This is a genomic window from Citrobacter sp. wls615 (genome assembly GCF_005281355.1).
GTDB classification, from domain to species: domain Bacteria; phylum Pseudomonadota; class Gammaproteobacteria; order Enterobacterales; family Enterobacteriaceae; genus Citrobacter; species Citrobacter werkmanii.
In genome coordinates this window covers 19,229-37,773 of the sequence record NZ_SZXM01000005.1, presented here as the reverse complement: position 1 = coordinate 37,773, position 18,545 = coordinate 19,229, and the positions used below count along the sequence as shown (strand labels likewise).

General features: G+C 46.6%; 19 protein-coding genes. 9 read left to right on the top strand and 10 right to left on the bottom strand.

The window, feature by feature from the left end:
* Positions 1-57: 57 nt before the first annotated feature.
* On the bottom strand, positions 58-1,083 hold the full coding sequence (gene tdh / locus FDX04_RS00920) for an L-threonine 3-dehydrogenase (RefSeq protein WP_005120462.1): 1,026 nt from the start codon (positions 1,081-1,083) through the stop codon (positions 58-60).
* Positions 1,084-1,092: 9 nt separating this feature from the next.
* Positions 1,093-2,289 carry a glycine C-acetyltransferase gene (gene kbl, locus FDX04_RS00915; protein WP_137361680.1) on the bottom strand — a complete coding sequence of 399 codons (1,197 nt, stop codon included), beginning with the start codon at positions 2,287-2,289 and terminating at the stop codon, positions 1,093-1,095.
* A gap of 214 nt (positions 2,290-2,503) precedes the next feature.
* On the opposite strand from kbl, the gene rfaD reads away from it, so the two are divergent.
* Genes rfaD through rfaC form a run of 3 tightly spaced genes read left to right on the top strand, consistent with a single transcriptional unit; the run spans position 2,504 to position 5,464 of the window.
* On the top strand, positions 2,504-3,436 hold the full coding sequence (gene rfaD / locus FDX04_RS00910; protein WP_003827312.1) for an ADP-glyceromanno-heptose 6-epimerase: 933 nt from the start codon (positions 2,504-2,506) through the stop codon (positions 3,434-3,436).
* Between the two features lie 9 nt (positions 3,437-3,445).
* Positions 3,446-4,492 (top strand): ADP-heptose--LPS heptosyltransferase RfaF, encoded by a 1,047-nt coding sequence (rfaF, locus tag FDX04_RS00905; RefSeq protein ID WP_137361681.1) that lies wholly within the window; start codon positions 3,446-3,448, stop codon positions 4,490-4,492.
* 3 nt (positions 4,493-4,495) lie between these two features.
* Complete coding sequence (rfaC, locus tag FDX04_RS00900) at positions 4,496-5,464, top strand: lipopolysaccharide heptosyltransferase RfaC (RefSeq protein ID WP_137349135.1); 969 nt, start codon at positions 4,496-4,498, stop codon at positions 5,462-5,464.
* 95 nt (positions 5,465-5,559) lie between these two features.
* Here the strand turns inward: rfaC and FDX04_RS00895 are convergent, their stop codons facing one another.
* Entirely contained in the window at positions 5,560-6,585 is a 1,026-nt protein-coding gene (locus FDX04_RS00895) for an IS630 family transposase (protein ID WP_040118421.1), read from the bottom strand.
* A gap of 20 nt (positions 6,586-6,605) precedes the next feature.
* Here FDX04_RS00895 and FDX04_RS00890 point away from each other — a divergent pair, with 20 nt between their 5' ends.
* From FDX04_RS00890 to FDX04_RS00875, 4 genes are read left to right on the top strand one after another with little or no spacing between them, the layout of a single operon-like run.
* Positions 6,606-7,859: an O-antigen ligase gene (locus FDX04_RS00890; RefSeq protein WP_249935509.1), complete on the top strand. Its 1,254-nt coding sequence runs from the start codon at positions 6,606-6,608 to the stop codon at positions 7,857-7,859.
* Entirely contained in the window at positions 7,856-8,869 is a 1,014-nt protein-coding gene (locus FDX04_RS00885; RefSeq protein ID WP_137361683.1) for a glycosyltransferase family 2 protein, read from the top strand. Before FDX04_RS00890 ends, FDX04_RS00885 begins: the two co-directional genes overlap by 4 nt.
* 1 nt (position 8,870) lies before the next feature.
* Positions 8,871-9,926 (top strand): lipopolysaccharide core heptosyltransferase RfaQ, encoded by a 1,056-nt coding sequence (gene rfaQ, locus FDX04_RS00880; RefSeq protein ID WP_137361684.1) that lies wholly within the window; start codon positions 8,871-8,873, stop codon positions 9,924-9,926.
* Positions 9,927-10,871, top strand: a complete 945-nt coding sequence (locus FDX04_RS00875) for a glycosyltransferase family 8 protein (protein WP_137370339.1) — start codon at positions 9,927-9,929, stop codon at positions 10,869-10,871.
* 27 nt (positions 10,872-10,898) lie between these two features.
* Here the strand turns inward: FDX04_RS00875 and FDX04_RS00870 are convergent, their stop codons facing one another.
* The 4 genes from FDX04_RS00870 to FDX04_RS00855 are packed head-to-tail and all read right to left on the bottom strand — an operon-like array spanning position 10,899 to position 14,903.
* Positions 10,899-11,891, bottom strand: coding sequence for a glycosyltransferase (locus tag FDX04_RS00870; RefSeq protein WP_137360300.1), 993 nt, complete (start codon positions 11,889-11,891; stop codon positions 10,899-10,901).
* A 47-nt stretch (positions 11,892-11,938) separates the two neighbouring features.
* Positions 11,939-12,958, bottom strand: a complete 1,020-nt coding sequence (locus FDX04_RS00865; protein WP_137370338.1) for a glycosyltransferase — start codon at positions 12,956-12,958, stop codon at positions 11,939-11,941.
* Positions 12,959-12,988: 30 nt separating this feature from the next.
* Complete coding sequence (gene rfaP / locus FDX04_RS00860) at positions 12,989-13,786, bottom strand: lipopolysaccharide core heptose(I) kinase RfaP (RefSeq protein ID WP_137360302.1); 798 nt, start codon at positions 13,784-13,786, stop codon at positions 12,989-12,991.
* Positions 13,779-14,903 (bottom strand): glycosyltransferase family 4 protein, encoded by a 1,125-nt coding sequence (locus FDX04_RS00855; RefSeq protein WP_137370337.1) that lies wholly within the window; start codon positions 14,901-14,903, stop codon positions 13,779-13,781. Before FDX04_RS00855 ends, rfaP begins: the two co-directional genes overlap by 8 nt.
* A 395-nt stretch (positions 14,904-15,298) precedes the next feature.
* On the opposite strand from FDX04_RS00855, the gene waaA reads away from it, so the two are divergent.
* Together waaA and coaD are read left to right on the top strand one after the other, a co-directional pair.
* Positions 15,299-16,576 carry a lipid IV(A) 3-deoxy-D-manno-octulosonic acid transferase gene (gene waaA / locus FDX04_RS00850; RefSeq protein WP_069323706.1) on the top strand — a complete coding sequence of 426 codons (1,278 nt, stop codon included), beginning with the start codon at positions 15,299-15,301 and terminating at the stop codon, positions 16,574-16,576.
* Between the two features lie 8 nt (positions 16,577-16,584).
* Entirely contained in the window at positions 16,585-17,064 is a 480-nt protein-coding gene (gene coaD / locus FDX04_RS00845) for a pantetheine-phosphate adenylyltransferase (RefSeq protein ID WP_003024099.1), read from the top strand.
* 48 nt (positions 17,065-17,112) lie between these two features.
* Here the strand turns inward: coaD and mutM are convergent, their stop codons facing one another.
* The 3 genes from mutM to rpmB all read right to left on the bottom strand — a co-directional run bounded on the left by mutM (position 17,113) and on the right by rpmB (position 18,445).
* Positions 17,113-17,922, bottom strand: a complete 810-nt coding sequence (mutM, locus tag FDX04_RS00840) for a bifunctional DNA-formamidopyrimidine glycosylase/DNA-(apurinic or apyrimidinic site) lyase (protein ID WP_137360304.1) — start codon at positions 17,920-17,922, stop codon at positions 17,113-17,115.
* 98 nt (positions 17,923-18,020) lie between these two features.
* Complete coding sequence (gene rpmG, locus FDX04_RS00835; protein WP_003024094.1) at positions 18,021-18,188, bottom strand: 50S ribosomal protein L33; 168 nt, start codon at positions 18,186-18,188, stop codon at positions 18,021-18,023.
* A 20-nt stretch (positions 18,189-18,208) separates the two neighbouring features.
* Positions 18,209-18,445: a 50S ribosomal protein L28 gene (gene rpmB, locus FDX04_RS00830; protein ID WP_003024071.1), complete on the bottom strand. Its 237-nt coding sequence runs from the start codon at positions 18,443-18,445 to the stop codon at positions 18,209-18,211.
* Between the last annotated feature and the right edge of the window lie 100 nt (positions 18,446-18,545).

Sequence of the window (18,545 nt, the reverse complement as noted above, 5' to 3'; positions counted from 1 at the left end):
GAGTTAACGATAGTCAACATCCGGGGATTACATACAGAATCCACTACGTGGATACGGTTAATCCCAGCTCAGGATCACTTTCCCTGACTGGCCTGAACGCATCGCGTCAAAGCCTTGCTGGAATTCATCGATGGAGAATCGATGAGTGATGATTGGCGACAAATCCAGACCAGACTGAATCAGTGCAGCCATTTTGTACCAGGTTTCAAACATCTCACGACCGTAGATACCTTTAATAAACAGCCCCTTAAAGATAACTTTAGTCCAGTCGATGGACATATCTGACGGTGGGATCCCCAGCATAGCAATACGGCCACCGTGGTTCATGGTGTCCAGCATGGTGCGAAACGCTGGCGGCGCGCCGGACATCTCCAGACCTACATCAAACCCTTCGGTCATACCCAGCTCAGCCATCACGTCGGTCAAATTCTCTTTCGATACGTTGACCGCACGGGTGATGCCCATTTTGCGTGCCAGCTCAAGACGATACTCATTCACGTCGGTGATCACCACGTGGCGTGCGCCAACGTGCTTCGCGACCGCCGCCGCCATAATACCGATTGGACCCGCGCCGGATACCAGCACATCTTCACCCACCAGATCGAACGACAGCGCCGTGTGTACCGCATTACCGAACGGATCGAAGATAGACGCCAGATCATCGGAGATATTGTCCGGAATTTTAAACGCGTTAAATGCCGGGATCACCAGGTATTGTGCAAAACAACCAGGACGGTTTACACCGACACCGGTCGTATTGCGACACAGGTGCGTACGCCCACCGCGGCAGTTACGGCAATGCCCGCAGGTGATATGGCCTTCGCCAGAAACGCGATCGCCGATTTTAAAGCCTTTAACTTCCTGACCGATGCCAACAACTTCGCCGACATATTCATGCCCCACGACCATCGGAACCGGGATGGTTTTTTGCGACCACTCATCCCAGTTATAAATGTGAACGTCAGTCCCGCAGATGGCTGTTTTACGGATTTTAATCAGCAAATCGTTATGGCCGACTTCCGGTTCAGGAACGTCGGTCATCCAAATGCCCTCTTCCGCTTTCAGTTTGGATAACGCTTTCATTTCACATCCTCAGGCAATAACGCCCAGTTGTTTACCAATGCGTGTGAACGCCTCAACAGCACGCGTAATCTGCTCAGAGGTATGCGCTGCAGACATCTGAGTACGGATACGCGCCTGGCCTTTTGGAACCACTGGATAGAAGAATCCAGTAACGTAAATCCCCTCTTTTTGCAGTTCACGGGCAAACTTCTGCGCCACCACCGCATCACCCAGCATAACCGGGATAATCGCGTGGTCCGCACCGGCTAACGTAAAGCCTGCGGCAGACATTTGCTCGCGGAACTGCCGCGCGTTCGCCCACAGGCGATCGCGCAGTTCGCTACCTTCCTCGACCATTTCCAGCACTTTAATGGAAGCAGCCACAATCGCCGGAGCCAGTGAGTTGGAGAACAGATACGGACGTGAACGCTGGCGCAGCCACTCCACTACTTCCTTACGCGCTGCGGTATAGCCGCCGGATGCGCCGCCAAGCGCTTTGCCCAGCGTGCCGGTGATGATGTCGACACGGCCCATCACATCACAGTATTCATGCGAACCACGGCCATTTTCGCCGACGAAGCCAACCGCATGGGAATCATCGACCATCACCAGCGCATCGTACTTATCCGCCAGATCGCAGACGCCTTTCAGGTTAGCGATCACGCCATCCATAGAGAACACGCCATCGGTGGCGATCAGGACATGACGGGCCCCCGCTTCACGCGCTTCTTTCAGACGCGCTTCCAGCTCGACCATGTCGTTGTTGGCGTAACGGAAACGCTTTGCTTTACACAGACGAACGCCGTCAATGATTGAAGCGTGGTTCAGGGCATCGGAGATGATCGCGTCTTCTGCACCCAACAGCGTTTCAAACAGGCCGCCGTTGGCGTCAAAGCAGGAAGAGTAAAGGATGGCATCTTCCATACCGAGGAAAGCCGCCAGTTTTTGCTCCAGTTGCTTATGGCTGTCCTGGGTCCCGCAAATAAAGCGTACCGAAGCCATGCCAAACCCGTGAGAATCCATACCCGCTTTTGCCGCTGCAATCAGTTCCGGGTGGTTAGCCAGCCCCAAATAATTGTTCGCACAAAAGTTAATGACGTGGCTTCCGTCTGCCACGGTGATATCCGCCTGCTGGGCAGATGTAATAATGCGCTCTTCTTTAAACAATCCTTCCGCACGTGCGGTTTCGAGATCGTTGGTTAACTGTTTGTAAAAATCCCCACGCATTTCAATTCTCCAGACTGGGCAAATTTCAGCACATATTACCCAAAGCTATACATTGATACGAGATGACGCATCATCACTTCTTCAAAATGAAGCATAAATCACGCGTACCCGCACAGCTTATCGGTGAATGGCTGAAGCCTGGACCATGTAGTGATATGATAGAAGTATTCGTGTCTGAGATTGTCTCTGACTCCATAATTCGAAGGTTACATTTATGATCATCGTTACCGGCGGCGCGGGCTTTATCGGCAGCAACATCGTTAAGTCCCTGAATGATAAAGGCATCACCGATATTCTGGTGGTGGACAACCTGAAAGACGGCACTAAATTTGTTAACCTGGTGGACCTGAATATTGCTGACTACATGGATAAGGAAGACTTCCTGATCCAGATTATGGCTGGCGAAGATTTCGGCGATATCGAAGCGATTTTCCACGAAGGCGCATGCTCCTCCACCACCGAGTGGGATGGCAAGTATATGATGGATAACAATTATCAATACTCCAAAGAGCTGCTGCACTACTGCCTGGAGCGTGAAATTCCGTTCCTGTACGCCTCTTCCGCCGCGACTTACGGCGGTCGTACATCTGATTTCATCGAATCCCGTGAATATGAGAAACCACTGAACGTCTATGGCTACTCAAAATTCCTGTTCGACGAATACGTGCGCCAGATCCTGCCAGAAGCCAACTCTCAGATTGTTGGCTTCCGCTATTTCAATGTCTACGGACCGCGTGAAGGCCACAAAGGCAGCATGGCAAGCGTCGCTTTCCACCTCAACACCCAGCTTAACAATGGCGAAACACCAAAACTGTTCGAAGGCAGTGAAAACTTCAAACGTGATTTCGTTTATGTTGGCGATGTGGCGGCGGTAAATCTGTGGTTCCTCGAAAATGGGGTTTCCGGCATCTTTAACCTCGGTACCGGTCGCGCGGAATCTTTCCAGGCCGTTGCCGACGCAACGCTGGCGTACCATAAAAAAGGTAGCATTGAGTACATTCCATTCCCGGAAAAACTGAAAGGTCGTTATCAGGCGTTTACCCAGGCAGATCTGACTAACCTGCGCGCAGCGGGCTATGACAAGCCGTTTAAGACCGTTGCCGAAGGCGTAACGGAATATATGGCCTGGCTGAACCGCGACGCGTAAGAAGTTAGCATGAAAATACTGGTGATCGGCCCGTCATGGGTGGGCGACATGATGATGTCGCAAAGTCTCTATCGCACGCTCAAGGCGCGCTATCCCCAGGCGATAATCGACGTGATGGCACCGGCGTGGTGCCGTCCGCTGCTGTCGCGTATGCCTGAAGTCAACGAAGCCATCGCCATGCCGCTGGGACACGGCGCGCTGGAAATCGGCGAACGCCGTAAGCTCGGTCATAGCCTGCGTGAGAAACGCTATGATCGCGCCTGGGTGCTACCCAACTCTTTTAAATCCGCTCTGGTGCCCTTTTTTGCTGGCATTCCCCATCGTACCGGCTGGCGTGGAGAGATGCGCTACGGCCTCCTAAACGATGCGCGGGTGTTGGATAAAGAAGCATGGCCGTTGATGGTCGAGCGCTATGTGGCTCTGGCCTATGATAAAGGCGTGATGCTGACGGCCAAAGATTTGCCGCAGCCTCTGCTATGGCCGCAGTTGCAGGTCAGCGAAGGTGAAAAATCTCTGACCTGTAGTCAGTTTTCGCTTTCTGCCGAACGTCCGATCATCGGTTTTTGCCCAGGTGCGGAATTTGGTCCGGCGAAACGCTGGCCACATTATCACTATGCGGAACTGGCGAAACAATTGATCGATGAAGGTCATCAGATTGTGCTGTTTGGCTCGGCAAAAGACCACGAAGCCGGAAATGAGATCCTCGCTACGCTGAGCCTTGAACAGCAGGCCTGGTGCCGTAATCTGGCGGGTGAGACACAGCTGGAGCAGGCGGTCATTCTTCTCGCCGCCTGCAAAGCGGTTGTCACCAATGATTCTGGATTAATGCACGTTGCCGCCGCGTTGAATCGACCTCTGGTAGCATTGTATGGTCCAAGTAGTCCGGACTTTACCCCGCCGTTGTCGCACAAAGCGCGAGTCATCCGCCTGATTACGGGCTACCACAAGGTGCGCAAGGGCGATGCAGCAGAAGGTTATCACCAGAGCCTGATCGACATCACTCCTCAGCGCGTACTGGAAGAACTGAATGACCTGTTGTTACAAGAGGAAGCCTGACGGATGCGGGTTCTGATCGTTAAAACATCGTCTATGGGCGATGTGCTGCATACGTTGCCCGCATTAACCGATGCGCAGCAGGCCATACCGGATATTCACTTTGACTGGGTGGTGGAAGAAGGGTTCGCTCAGATCCCCTCCTGGCATTCGGCCGTTGACCGCGTGATACCGGTGGCGATCCGCCGCTGGCGTAAAGCGTGGTTTTCCGCGCCGATCAAAGCCGAGCGTAAAGCGTTTCGCGATGCCGTCCGTTTACAGCAGTATGACGCGATAATTGATGCCCAGGGGCTGGTAAAAAGCGCGGCGCTGGTTACCCGTCTGGCACACGGGATCAAGCATGGTATGGACTGGAGCACGGCCCGTGAACCGCTGGCGAGCCTGTTTTATAATCGCAAGCACCATATTGCCAGGCAACAGCACGCCGTAGAACGTACGCGTGAATTGTTCGCAAAAAGTCTGGGATATACCAAACCGCAATCGCAGGGTGATTACGCTATCGCTCAGCATTTTTTGACGGAAGTAAATGCTGATACAGCGCAGTATGCGGTGTTTCTGCATGCCACGACCCGTGATGATAAGCACTGGCCGGAAGCCAACTGGCGGGAGCTGATTGGCCTGTTAAACAATGCAGGCATACGCATTAAACTGCCCTGGGGAGCCGCGCATGAAGAAGCGCGTGCCAAGCGACTGGCGGAAGGGTTTACTTATGTTGATGTCCTGCCACGGATGAGTCTGGAGGAGGTCGCCCGCGTTCTGGCGGGGGCTAAATTTGTCGTGTCGGTTGATACAGGCCTGAGCCATTTAACCGCCGCATTGGATCGCCCCAATATAACGCTGTATGGCCCAACGGATCCGGGATTGATTGGGGGATATGGGAAAAACCAATATACACAACAGAGCCATTCCGGAAAATTGCAGGATCTGGATGCTAGTTTAGTCAACGCATCGCTGGTTGATAATAATTTGCTTTAACTTTAAGAGATGAACCATGCTTCACCAACACATGTTTTCTCGCTTTATATATAGTATAAAAAATAATCCATTTGATTTTATATACCCAATAAACCTCAAGATGCAGGTTTGAGCACCTGAAAATGATCGTTAATTCGGGACGTCAGAAAACCCGCTATCCCCGGTAACGTATGGCTGAAAAATTCAGATATTGCATCCCTGAACTCCCTGCTGTTGCTGAAGTAGCGGTTATTCCGGGCATGTTCGTTCATTAACTTCCACATTCGTTCTATCGGATTCAGGTTCGGGCTGTACGGCGGGAGGTAATGAAGTTTTATATTTACCACCTCCGCCCAGTCTTTCACTAACTGTGAACGGTGATAACCAGCACCATCCAGAATAACATGAACTTTCTGCTGATAATCTGGATAAATTTTACGTATCTCATTGAAAAAACGAGATACGTTGTATTCATTAACCGTTTTATATTCGCAGATTAGCGGATGTTCCGGGGCCTTCAGATTCAGCGCCCCCATGATATTCAGCCGTGTACGACTACCTGTTGTTTTTACCGCTTTTCTCTGGCCTTTACGTATCCAGCCATAACCTATTTTGGTGGCCTGAGTCGGATGGACAGCATCAATAAAAAGAACCGGTTCATCACCTGCGGTGGCTTTGAGTTCCTCATAATATTCAATGAATTGCTTTTGTTTCTCTTCACTGAATTTATGCGGGACGCCTGACGGTTTTTTATAGGTGAAGCCGTTCCGGTGCAGCCACTTATTCATTCCCGGAATGCTGAAAACGATGTTCCATGTCCGCGCGACAAACGCGACAATATCACGGGTATGGTAAAATAAATTGTCGGATAAGTGGCTGATTAAAAAAGCCGTTTGTTCAGCGCTGAGTTTGCTGTCTGAGCCGCCATTTTCGGGCTTCAGCTTGCCTTTGTTCAGAAACTCGCTGATATGGTGGTCAACAGTAGTCTGATGCAGGCGTAAAGCCTGAGCGATCATGGCCGAACTCCAGCCCTCGGAGGCCAGAAGAATGGCTTTAATGCGATCGCAAACGCGCTTATCACGACTGGAGTCATGAAGACGCTCAAGTTCAGCTTTTTGTTGGTCAGTGATAAAGATTTTCATGGGGACAGCATGATCTCCTGTTGCTGAAAAATCAAGCGTCTTCAATGATCACGGGTATATACTTCTTATTTTATGTCGGGATACTTGCTACTTTAGGGATGATACTGGTCAATCCGGATGAAGCACTGAAGATATTTATTTTTTCCACGGCTCTGTCTCTGCCTCTTATAGGTAAAAACTTAAAGCATGTATGCAGTAACAAAAAGAATCTGGTTTTGCCTTGTATGTTGCTGCTCTTCGGTTTGCTGCAGATTTTTTGGGTAGAAATATTTAAACAACCAGGCTCAGCCTTTACCGGAGCCTACCGCTCATACCAGAACGGTGGCAAAGTAATGCTTTTTGCCGCACTGGTGATGACCGCGCTAACATCGCGAGCGCCGTGTGCCAATAAAGCCCGCATCACCAGTGTCTGGGTTATTCTTACAGCAATCGGCTTGTACCTTTTCGCGGGATATCAACTTGCCGGAGCAACTGAACCTTTAAAATACCGCGTAGCACTTGGTTTTGAGCGCCAAACTGGTACCGCTTATGCGCTGACATTGATTAGCTTATTGGCATCTCAAGCCATTATCAACCTGCGTATGAAACATACCGTTTCACTGTATCTGTTACATTTTTTGATCTCGCTGGCGGTTATCATTACCACGCAAACCCGGGCGGCGATTTTGGTATACCCGATCCTGAGTATCGTCCTGTTTCTCATGCATCATCGCCACAACCGTACCATGTTGTTTAAAGCATTATTGGGCTTCGTGATACTGATAGGTCTGGCGGCCATCCCTTTAAAGCCAGTACTTGAACATCGCTACCAAAATTTTATGCGGGATGTGCACTCTTACAACCAGAACAATAGTAAAACCTCTATTGGCGCGCGGCTTGCAATGCAACGCGCAGGTATTGAGTCAGGGAAAGTACATCTCGGGGGGCAGTCACTTGAACAACGTGGGGCAGAAATTCAGCAACTTGCTGTGCAAGATACCTCTCTGCAAGGGGCGCTTGTTTTCCTTAACGTCCACCTCCATAACGAAATCGTTGATACCTTCTCGCTGAAGGGCATCCCTGGGGTGATTGTGCTACTCTTGCTCTATACTGCCATGTTTTTAACAGCTTACTGGCAACGCAGTCCTCTGTTGTTCGTTATCTCAGGCGCTATCGCTATCTATGGCTTGAGTGATTTATTATTGTATGCCAAAGGTGAAGCCTTGAGCAGTGTGCTGGCGTTATGTGTAGCAGCAATGCTGAACTCGCAATCCAACGAGAGAAGAATGCCATGACTAATGCTTCAGGTTATTTATTGAGCATTATAATACCTGCATACAACAATGCCGAATTTATCACGTCGACGTTGGCGTCTATCCATCAGAGCATCACTGACGAGGTGGAGATAATAATTGTTAATGATGGTTCAACAGATTTAACGGAAGAGCACATCAAGGCATTTTATCATGAGCATAACTGCAACAATGTAAAATATATAAGCCAGAAAAATCAAGGTGTTGCAATCACCCGCAACGTCGGATTGACCCAGGCAACGGGAAAGTATATTGGTTTTGTCGACAGCGATGACATTGTCTGTGCAGATTATTTCACTATCCTCCTCCCTAAATTGAGGGAGGGAAAATATGATATTGTGGAATTCAATTTAACTCGAAATATAAACAATCTGTATCAGAATAAACCTGGCGCAAAGAATACCTTGGCTCAACACGAAATTATTTTGGCTGATGATAACTATGCTCCCCTGTTGCCAACTTTTCGTGCCGGGCAATGGCATCTCATGACAAAAATTTTTCACCGCGACGTGATTGGTATGGACCGATTTGAAGAACATCGTCGCTATGAAGATGTCATTTTTTGCCCGTTCCAGTATTTCAAATGTCGTTCTATTTTAAAAATAGAGAACAAGCTTTATTACTATCGATTAAATGACAAAAGCATTACCGAGAACATTATTGATAGCGATGCGGACAGTATCTTCTTTGCTATGCGAAAAATGTATAACTATGTGAATGAAGATAACGCTAAACGTACCGTTGCCACGTTAATGATTATCAATTGTTTCCTGGAAGGCCGCAAACTTTTACGCAAGAAGAAAGGCTACTATCGTTATAACGAAAGTATGTTAAATGACATTCAGAATGCACATGCATGCTGCGATACAAAAATCGTTAAGAACAAAATAATCCTTAAGATGAAATATCCGCATATCGATCGCTCAATTTCTGAAATTAGATATAAGATACTATCCGCCTGCAAAAGTTTATTTTTTCGAAAGGGATTTTAACATGTTTGATAAAGTCGACCGTGTTCTTATTTGCAAGCTCAAATTTTATGGGGATGTTCTGTTAACAACACCTGTTATTGCCAGCATTCAGGCTCGTTATCCTCATGCTAAAATCGATCTGCTTCTTTATAAGGATACAAAATCAATTTTGGCAGCAAATGAAAGTATCAATGATTTTTATCTCATTGAGAAAAAGAAAGGCCTTTTAGATACAGTAAAAAATTATCTTTCAGTGCGTCAACAGCTGAAAAAAAATCACTATGACCTGATCGTTAACCTAACCGAGCAATGGCCGATTGGCGCTCTTATTGCTTCCTTACGTCGCCCGTCAATTGCATTTGAGCGTGATAAGAAACAATGGAACAATCTTTTTTCTCAGGTTGCACCGCTGACCGGGACGCACATAGTTGAACAAAATCTCTCCATTCTGAAGGGCATTGGGTTTAGCGAAGCAGATCTGAAAAAAGAGATGTCACTACACTATCGGCAGGATGATTACCACTATTTGGTTTCCCAACTTCCGGCATTACCTTCACAAAAATATGTCGTGATTCAACCTACTGCCAGACAAGAATTTAAATGTTGGGATGATGATAAATTTGCCCATGTGATTGACCATTTGCATCAGCGTGGCCTGCATGTTTACCTTACCTGTGGGCCAGCACAAAGTGAACAGCAGCAAGTCCAGCGCATTGCCGAATTGTGTCAATCTTCCCCTGACCTGACGCTAGCTGGTAAAACAACCTTCCTGCAGTTGGCTGCGTTAATCGACCATGCCGTTCTTTACATCGGGGTCGATTCTGCGCCTATGCATATGGCTGCAGCATTAGGAACACCTCAGGTCTGTCTGTTTGGCGCGACCAATTATCAGCAATGGAGACCATGGTCAGATAACGCCGTGTTGATTTGGGCTGGCGATTACCATCCAATGCCTTCCAGAAATGAACTCGACAGGTCAAAAAAATATTTAACATGGATACCGGAACAAGCCGTGATTGACGCTATCGATAGGGTACTTCATGATAGTAGCCATGTTAAAGGTAATGAGAAAGCATAAATGGACAACAAAAATAACGTTATTAATATTGCTTACTGTACAGATGCTAATTATCTGGAATATGTAGCTGTGTCCATTATGTCCGTCATAATGAACAACCCAGGACAAGAACTGTCATTTTTCGTCTTTGTCTATGATGTCTCAGACGACGAAATTAATAAACTGTGTTCAACCACTGATAAAATTCAGGTTATCAATATTGATAAAAAGGAGATTGAAAAGTATAACAATGACTTTGCAATCAAACACCTGAATCGCTCTATTTATATGAGGCTGACCGTACCGCGTCTGCTTAAAGATAAAGTAGAGCATTTTATCTATTTAGATGCTGATACTCTGTGCTTCGATAAAATCCATGAAATTAATAGCATTGATATTAGTGAAGTAATTTGTGCTGCCAGTCATGATTCGTTAAATAACAATGATAATAAAAATGCGAAACGCTTGAAACTTAGCACCTCTTCTTATTTTAACTCCGGATTTCTGTACATAAACATAAAAAACTGGCTTAAAAATGATATTGAAATAAAAGCCAATCAGATTTTATTTGATCGAGGGGAAAGTCTTCCCTATCCGGATCAAGATGCCTTGAACATTGCAATGGATGGCAACGTAAAATTCATTGATAATCGATGGAATTTTTTATTTAATTGGTTTAACGACCAACAAAAAGAGTGTTTCTTCTATCAAAAAGATACTCTGCCCCGCATTATCCATTTCACCGGCGGAAGAAAGCCTTGGTACAAAGAACACACCGGGCTTTCACAACAACTTTACCTCTTCTACCATCATTTCACACCATGGCGGTATACAGAAATGCGTTCCTACGCTCCACGCATGAGACCTACTGATTATCGGGTCTACTCGCGTCAGGAAGCTAAAAGGGGAAATTACTGCGCTTCTATCAAATGGTATATGAAATATCTCAAGACAAAACTACGTTAAATAAAAAACTCCCTTTCGGGAGTTTTTTTACTTGCTTTGTAACTTTGCACGTAAATAGCCGATATAGCTAATTACTGAAGCAAAATATTTTCCTTGTAACCGTTCATGCCGTGATTTCTTTTTATATTGCTTTGGTGTTCTGGCTGGTAACAAAGGAACATCTGCCCATGGAGAAGCCTTCCACGCTTCAACAAAGTACTGTGCCGAAGGATAGTTTGCCCAAGAGTTCCACGGCTTAGTCACACCGACATAATGGATTAGAATAGTATCGGATGTTATATATTCTTTATATTTTGCAAGATCTTTGCTTTTTAGCTCTTGTTTTATGCCGTAAATAGCATTAAACCTTCTTTCCAGAAAGATCACTTTCTTTAAGAAGAGAATATTCAAAACATCCTGATCTGGGAATGAAAGCTTATTGTTTTTATCCAATAAGATATCAAAGGCTGCGTTGATGAAATTTTGTTCTTTCCACTTTTTAAGATTTGCAAAAATGACACCAGAATTGAAATAATCCCTATTTTCTTCAATATCTCTGGCAGGGCTATCATCAACATCAGTAATTACAGCAGCAACATACTCACCAAGATCAATTTGGGTTAGCTCGTCAAGTGAACCTTTGCAAATCACATCCGCATCAATGTATAAAAGCGAATTTATTTTCTCAGCAAGATATTCAAAGGCAATGAATCTAAAGTACATTGCATGCGACCAGGCATTACCACTAGGCAATATTTTTAACCCATTAGCATCCATAATGTAAATTGAGATGTTAGTTGCAAATTGCCCTGCTAATTTCGCAATGCGTTGCTGGTAATCAGCATCAATATAATCGGTAAAAAGGTGAAAATGAATATTCAGATCTTTATTATGCAATAGCACCGATGTCATCGAGATTGCAGCGCCAAACATAAAGTTTTTGTCCACACCCCAGGCGATATTGAGCTGTGTTTGTTGTTCAGATGGCGCTTGATTAAAGTCAAGGATATTTTTTATAGACTGATGACAATCAAAGTTCATTCGCTACACCTATTTAATTTATTATCAATAAGTTACTATTTATAAATTCAATGTGCCTTAGAGCTATGTAACTTATTTTTTATATACATAACATGACTTAGCACAGAGCGGATATATTTTCGCTGCACTCTTTCATGTCGTGACTTACATTTATACAACTTAGCTGTATTTGCGTTTAACAGAGACTTTTCTGCCCATGCGGATTTCTGATATGCTTCAATAAAAAATTTAGCCACCGGATACTTGGCCCATGAATGCCATGGTTTAGTGACGCCAGCATAGTGAATTAATACCGTATCGTCGGTAATGAAATCCTGATAAGTTTTATCGTTTTTATTTTTGAGTTCCCGATCGACTTCATAAATACAGTTAAAGTCTCTTCTCAGGAAAATAACATTTCCGACAAATAAAATATTGAGTACGTCCTGATCGAAATAAAGTAATTCTTTTTGGCGTTTGTCTAATATAGAAAATGTTTTGGTTAACAACTGCTGCTCACGCCATACTTTGAGATTCGCAAATACAACACCCGAATTAAAATACCCCTTACTCAGGTCAGGGATACCAAGTCTGGTACCGGATTTAATTCGCACTTCATCAACATCATTAATGACAGCTGCATATTCCCCACAGAAATTAATCTCTGTAAGTTCCCGTAGAGAACCTTTACAAATGACATCGGCATCCAGATACAGTACCGAGCTTAATTCGGTGCTTAAATATTCAAATGCAAAGTAACGATAGTACATTGCATCAGTCCAGGCTTTCGTGCTCGGCAGTTCACGAAAGGCCGCATTATCGAAAACAAGGACAGTCACTGTCGTACTGTACATTTGCATTAGGCGTTTTATGCTTTCCAGATAGTCGTCATCGAGATAGTCAGTGACGATATAAAAATGGATATCAATATCAGGATTATTCACTAATAATGAGGTCATAGAAATGCCGGATCCAAACAAAAAATTACGATCGACACCATACGCAACGCTTAGTTTTTTACTCTTGTCATGCGTCGAGCTGTCGATGATATGTTTTTGAATGATCAACTTCTGGAAATCGATGTTCATAATAAAACAGCCTCAAACTTCATGTGTAATTTATAGCGCTTTTCTTATTGTTCTTTGTCTTATTTTTTGCGCTTTTGTGACAGCCTGTTCAAACAACCTGACTTCCTGACGAAAGATTTCACGCAATGGCATCGAAAAATAGACACGTAAAAAACGGTAGATATCTCTGGACGTTAGCCCAATCTCCAGTGAGGAGAAATAGAGCCCGATCAAATCTTTATCCCGCCAGCGACGTGGTACCTGCTGACGTATTTGTGCACGATGTAGATCAATCACAGAGAGTTTGATCTCCGCAACATCTGCTGGCATCGGCTGTTGGAGCAGGAAATGGCAGATATAACAATCCCGATGATTTACCCCACCTCGATGCATTTTACCCACCATTTCCGCCACGCGGGTAATAATGGTTCGTTTTAATACAAAATCGGGCCGTTCAACGCCCCAGTTGGCGCAAAAATCTTCAAGGCTGATGGCAGGAGAAAGATCCTCAGTAATAATAAATGAGGTTCGCTCTAACGGATTCAGCCCCTTCTGTCCAAAAGCAACACCCGTCATTGTATCCACATTCAGTGCTTGCAAACGGTGAATCGCCAGCCACTCCCGGTCCGCGCCAAGCACAGGCATGCGCAGAGAAATCAGGTTCTTCACCACTTCTTTAAGCGTGGTCCCATGATGGTATTTAAGAAAGTAACCTTTTCCCATCATCTCAAAACGCAGGGTACGCCGAGTTTCCAGAGCGCGAAAAACCTCGCCATCCAGCTTAGTGACTTCCGTGAACGGGTCTTTTCCTTGCCATTGCGTGGCAAATGGTTCTTTTAATTCAATCATTTTCGAGACCTAAAATGATATCTGCAGCTTTATCTGCCAGGCTGTAGAGATCCTCTGTATCAGCAAAATGTCGCGCATTTCCAGCCCAACGACTTCTCTGCTCATTATTTTGCAGCGCATTGAAAAGTGCTGTATTCAAATTATCCTGCGCAAAAGGTTCAGGGATCACCACGCCGCATTGGGCGGCACTGATATAACCTGCATAGCCGCATACCTCAGTGGTTAATACTGGCAGCCCGGCAACTACGGCTTCTAGCAAGACGATACCAGCGGCTTCCTGAACTGCCGGGTGAAGCAATAAATCGGCAGCGGACATCAATTCAGCGACATCATCTCGCCCCGAGAAGAATTGCACTTGCTCTTCAATTCCCAATTGGCGGGCCTGAACACGATAACGATCGGCCTTATCCTGACCAACAACCATCAACTGAGTACGGTGACGTATAGTCTCAGGTAAAGAAGCCAACGCCTGTAAGCTTCTTGGCACACCTTTGCGTTTGAAATCGGAGCCGACCTGCAAAAGCAGGAACTGATCGAGACCAATACCATTCTTTTCCCTGACAATCTTCCTGCTGTTTTCAGGTTGCAGACTGTATTTTCTGTCTGGGTAGATACCTGGCGGCAGAATACGAAAACGCTGGCTCTCCGTATGATAATGGAGTTTGAAATCACCAATTTGCTTATCAGTTAACATCAAAAGCGTGGTGCCGGAACCTTGTTGAAACGTCGCTTTTTCAAATGCAGAGTAGTGTCGATACCGACGCGTCAACTTATAGAAGAAGCCCTTCTCGCGAGCGACCTTTTCCGCATAACAAACGTCGGCGGCGTAATACACATCCAGCCCTGGCATTTTATTAAAACCAACGATACGATCGACGGGATGCTGGCTTAAATAATTTTGAACCCACTGATAATATTGCTCGTTTTTCCCATGGTTAGTTCTGGCTGTGACGGGTACGAGTATAATTTCCAGTCCTTCCGGACGTTCGCCCTGCCATGACTGGGTAAACACCTGGACATGATGACCTCGTGCAGCAACCGTGAGCGCTACTCGCAGAAAATCACGCTGTAACCCACCATAGGGGAAATACTTGTACAAACAAAAAGCAATATTCATGCATTAATATCCGCATCGCGTCGCCAGGCATAGCAGGTCTGATACATCCAAAGTTTACCGCCCATGTTTTCGAAATGTTTCTGCCGGCTAGCTACCTGAAATTGCGCAGTAGTATATCATTTATTATCACGCATTCCGAAACGAATAATTTTTGAACAGAATAAAGAAATAAATCTTTAAAAACAAAAAGATATAAAATTACTGTTTTCAGCTTAAAACACACGCCGCACAAGACGTTAAGCCACGTCAGTACGATCATCAGCATTTTTAAAATAGCCGTAGGCTAAAACAGTGCCCGACGATTCCATCGTTTTGCTGCGACCTGGATAAAAATGATGGTAAAGCCATAGTTAAATACATAGAATCCCCAGCACATTCATAAGTTAGCTACCATTATGCTCGAATTGCTTTACACCGCCCTTTTCTACCTTATTCAGCCTTTGATCTGGATACGGCTTTGGGTGCGCGGACGTAAGGCTCCGGCCTACCGTAAACGCTGGGGTGAACGCTACGGTTTTTACCGCCGTCCGCTAAAACCAGGCGGCATCATGCTTCACTCAGTTTCTGTGGGCGAAACGCTGGCAGCTATTCCATTAGTCCGTGCTCTGCGACATCGTTATCCCGACTTACCGATCACGGTAACCACCATGACGCCAACCGGCTCTGAGCGCGTACAATCCGCGTTTGGTACTGACGTTCAGCACATTTATTTGCCATACGATTTACCGGATGCTTTGAACCGTTTCCTGAATAAAGTTGACCCCAAGCTGGTGTTAATCATGGAAACCGAGCTGTGGCCAAATCTGATCGCGGCACTCCATAAACGCGGTATTCCTCTGGTCATCGCCAACGCACGGCTTTCTGCGCGTTCAGCCGCTGGCTACGCAAAATTAGGCAAATTTGTTGGTAAGCTACTGCGTCGAATTACGTTGATTGCCGCACAGAACGAAGAAGATGGCGCTCGTTTTATTACCCTTGGCGCCAGGAGCAATCAGGTCACCGTCACCGGCAGCCTGAAGTTTGATATTTCCGTCACGCCACAGTTGGCCGCCAAAGCGATTACGTTGCGTCGTCAATGGGCGCCTCATCGCCCGGTGTGGATTGCAACCAGCACGCACGATGGTGAAGAAAGCATTATCATTGCAGCCCACCAGGCGTTATTAAATCAGTTTCCTAATCTTTTGCTGATCCTGGTTCCCAGACATCCGGAACGCTTCCCGGATGCCATTAACCTCGTACGTCAGGCTGGGCTAAGCTATACCACACGTTCTTCTGGCGAAGTTCCATCCTCAGATACTCAGGTCGTTATCGGCGACACCATGGGCGAGCTGATGTTGCTGTACGGCATTGCCGACCTTGCTTTTGTCGGTGGTTCACTGGTTGAACGTGGGGGACACAACCCACTGGAAGCCGCAGCACACGCCATTCCGGTACTGATGGGGCCACATACCTTTAATTTTAAAGATATTTGTGCTCGTCTCGAGCAGGCAAGCGGATTGATCACCGTCACCGACGCAACCACGCTGGTGAAAGAGGTCTCTTCTTTACTGACCGATGCCGATTATCGTAATTTTTATGGCCGTCATGCAGTTGAAGTCCTGTATCAAAATCAGGGCGCGCTACAGCGCCTGCTGCAACTGCTGGAACCTTATCTGCCACCCAAAACGCATTGAGGCAAATCATGCAAAAACGGGCGATTTATCCAGGAACCTTTGATCCCATAACTAACGGCCATCTTGATATCGTGACGCGTGCGACCAGCATGTTCGATCACGTGATCCTGGCGATTGCTGCAAGTCCCAGTAAAAAACCGATGTTTACCCTTGAAGAGCGCGTCGAGCTGGCGCAACAGGCAACGGCGCATCTCGGCAATGTGGAAGTTCTGGGATTCAGCGACTTAATGGCAAATTTTGCCCGTGATAATCAGGCTAACATCCTGATCCGAGGCCTGCGCGCGGTAGCAGATTTTGAGTATGAAATGCAGCTGGCCCATATGAACCGCCATTTAATGCCGCAACTGGAAAGCGTCTTTCTGATGCCGTCTAAAGAGTGGTCATTTATCTCATCGTCACTGGTGAAAGAAGTCGCCCGCCATCAGGGTGATGTGACACACTTTCTGCCGGAAAACGTCCATCAGGCGTTAATGAGTAAACTAAAGTAATGCGTCTGGCCGGATAAGACATAAAGTTTACCCGGCCAGCAACGAATGTTATTTCTGACAGCGACGGCAGTAGAACGTTGTGCGCTGGGCGTGTTTTGTCGCAATGATTGGCGCGCCGCATACGCGACAGGGTTCACCTTCTCTCCCATAGACCTGCAACTCCTGGGCAAAATAGCCCGGCTTACCGTCGCTTTGCAGGAAGTCCTTCAGCGTCGTTCCCCCCTGTTCAATCGAACGCAGTAAAACCGCCTTGATGACGCGCACCAGCAGTTCGTACTCATCCTGCGACAAAGATGACGCCAGGCGGTCAGGATGGATGCCAGCGGCAAACAGCGACTCGCTGGCATAGATATTACCGACCCCCACCACCAGCTTGTTATCCATCAGCCAGGGTTTAATCGCGGTTTTCTTCTTCGCGCATTTCTGCTGCAGATAACTGGCGTTGAAATCGTCGCTCAGTGGCTCAGGGCCAAGATGAGCGAGAACATTGTGTCCATCCAATTCGGTAGTCCACAACCAGGCGCCAAAACGGCGAGGATCGGTATAGCGCAGGACTTTGCCGTTACTCATCACTAAGTCAACGTGGTCATGCTTTTCTGCAGGAAGCTCTTCAGGAAGGATACGCAAACTCCCCGACATCCCCAGATGAATGATTACCCAACCATCCGGCAGCTCCAGCAGCAGGTATTTAGCGCGCCGCTGTACGCTGAGGACAGGTTTATCACTCAGACGATAGATTTCCTCTGATACCGGCCAACGCAAACGACCGTTACGCACAGTCGCGTGCATAATCGTTGCCCCAACCAGATGCGGCTCAATACCGCGGCGGCTGGTTTCGACTTCAGGTAATTCAGGCATAGTATCTCCGGCGATGTATCAGGTCACATTAATATGGGGACGGCCAGAAAACAAAAAACCCCGCCGAAGCGAGGTTTTTTATTACATCAAAGCGAAAATTATTTGATTTTCGCTTCTTTGTAGAGAACGTGCTGACGGACAACTGGATCGAATTTTTTCAGTTCCAGTTTTTCCGGCTTAGTACGTTTGTTCTTCGTAGTGGTATAGAAGTGACCAGTACCAGCAGAAGAAACCAGCTTGATTTTCTCACGAATACCTTTAGCCATGATTTATTTCCTCTTAGTACTTAGTACTTTTCGCCACGGGCACGCAGTTCAGACAGAACTGTTTCGATGCCTTTCTTATCAATAACACGCATACCTTTAGCAGATACACGCAGGGTGACAAAACGCTTTTCGCTCTCAACCCAGAAACGGTGAGAGTGCAGGTTAGGCAGGAAACGGCGTTTAGTCGCGTTCAGTGCGTGGGAACGGTTGTTACCGGTCACCGGACGCTTGCCAGTAACTTGGCAGACTCGGGACATGTCTATTCTCCAAAAATCAAATTAGCTCGAGCTTCGTATGGGGTATCGGCGCCTCGTCAGGCTTTACAGCCCGGTCATCGCATAGTTCTAAGTGAACTCT